Origin of the sequence: Brevundimonas sp. (assembly GCF_032107865.1) — a bacterium.
Lineage (GTDB): Bacteria > Pseudomonadota > Alphaproteobacteria > Caulobacterales > Caulobacteraceae > Brevundimonas.
Map to the genome: position 1 here is coordinate 1 of NZ_DAMCNG010000347.1, position 1,723 is coordinate 1,723.

At 68.4% G+C, this 1,723-nt stretch carries 2 protein-coding genes and 1 pseudogene; 1 reads left to right on the top strand and 2 read right to left on the bottom strand.

Going from position 1 to position 1,723, the window contains the following annotated elements:
• Together RT567_RS16525 and kdsA are read right to left on the bottom strand one after the other, a co-directional pair.
• Positions 1–229: pseudogene (locus RT567_RS16525) on the bottom strand (bifunctional heptose 7-phosphate kinase/heptose 1-phosphate adenyltransferase); the annotation flags it as partial.
• Between the two features lie 18 nt (positions 230–247).
• Positions 248–1,150 (bottom strand): 3-deoxy-8-phosphooctulonate synthase, encoded by a 903-nt coding sequence (kdsA, locus tag RT567_RS16530; RefSeq protein WP_409516192.1) that lies wholly within the window; start codon positions 1,148–1,150, stop codon positions 248–250.
• A gap of 125 nt (positions 1,151–1,275) precedes the next feature.
• Between kdsA and RT567_RS16535 the strand changes: the two genes are divergently transcribed.
• Positions 1,276–1,723 (top strand): rhodanese-like domain-containing protein (locus RT567_RS16535; RefSeq protein WP_313577285.1); only part of this gene is annotated, 448 nt, incomplete at its 3' end.

Here is a 1,723-nt window from a genome sequence, read left to right on the forward strand (position 1 = left end):
CCTGACCGCCCAGGGCCGCGACGTTGCGGGCGACATTGCCGACGCCGCCGGGCATGGCCACGGTGCGGCGCGCGCGCAGGACGGGGATCGGCGCCTCTGGCGAGATGCGGCTGACCTCGCCATAGACATAGCGATCCAGCATCAGATCGCCGACGCAGGCGACCTTCAGGTCGCGCACGCGCTCCAGCAGGGACTGCAGGGCGCCGAGATCGAGAGAACGTTCAGCCATGACGCCGAACTAGCGGATTCACGCCGTCTTCGCCATCGGCCCCTTGTGGCCGAGCTTGATGGCCAGGTCGTCGAAGGCAATTAGTTCGGCGGCCAGGGCCTCGAACTGGCTCAGCGGCACCATGTTGGGGCCGTCCGACGGGGCGTTATCCGGGTCTTCGTGCGTCTCCATGAAGACGGCGTCGACGCCGACCGAGACAGCGGCGCGAGCCAGCACCGGCACGAACTCGCGCTGGCCGCCCGAAGACGTGCCCTGCCCGCCCGGCTGCTGGACGCTGTGGGTCGCGTCGAACACCACCGGGCAGCCGATTTCACGCAGGATCGGCAGGGCGCGCATGTCGCTGACCAGGGTGTTGTAGCCGAAGCTGGCGCCGCGCTCGCAGGCCATGACGTTGGGGTTGCCCGCGCCCGTGACCTTGGCGATGACGTTCTTCATGTCCCAGGGGGCGAGGAACTGACCCTTCTTGATGTTGATCGCCTTGCCCGTGGCGGCGGCGGCCAGCAGCAGGTCGGTCTGGCGGGACAGGAAGGCCGGGATCTGCAGCACGTCCACGACCTCGCCGACCGGGCCGCACTGGGCCTCGGAGTGGACATCGGTCAGGGTCGGCAGGCCGGTGACTTCACGGATCTCGGCGAAGATCGGCATAGCGTCTTTCAGGCCGATGCCGCGCGCGGCGCTGGCGCTGGTGCGGTTCGCCTTGTCGAAGCTGGTCTTGTAGATGATGCCGAGATTCAGGCGCTCGCCGATCTCCTTCAGCTGATGGGCGGTCTCCAGCGCGTGCTGGCGGCTTTCCATCTGGCAGGGGCCGGCGATGAAGACGATGCGGGCGCCGCCGCCGATGACGACGGGCGTCTTGAGGCCTTCGGACAGGGTGATGACGGCGTTGGGAGAGGTCACGGCGGCGCTTTCGACTGGTTTCAACGGCGGTTCGCGGGCCTGTGCCGCGACTTGTAAGTCGGACAGGTGGCGTCGCGGATGCGTTTTCGCAACTTATCCGGCGACTCAGGCCCTGACCATCGCCGTCGCGATCATGGTAATCTGACAAGATGACCAATCCCGACACGCCCCTGATCTCGACCGAAGCGCTGGCGTCGCGGCTGGGCGCGCCGGACCTGAGGGTTATTGACGCCAGCTGGTGGCTGGACGGGCGTGACGCGCGAGCGGATTTCGAGCGCGAGCGACTGCCGGGCGCCGTCTTCTTCGATCTGGACGCCGTGTCGGATCGGAGCAGCCCCTATCCGCACATGCTGCCGTCGCCCGACGCCTTCGCCGAAGCGATGGGCGCGCTGGGCGTCGCGGAGAGCGACGACATCGTCGTCTATGACGCGCAGGGGCTGTTCTCGGCGGCGCGGGTCTGGTGGACGCTGCGGACGATGGGCGCGCGGCGCGTGCGCGTACTGGACGGCGGCCTGCCCAAGTGGAAGGCCGAAGGGCGGGCGCTGGAAGGCGGCGCGTACGAGGCGCCGACTTCCTTGCGCTTCGAGGCGCAGTTCG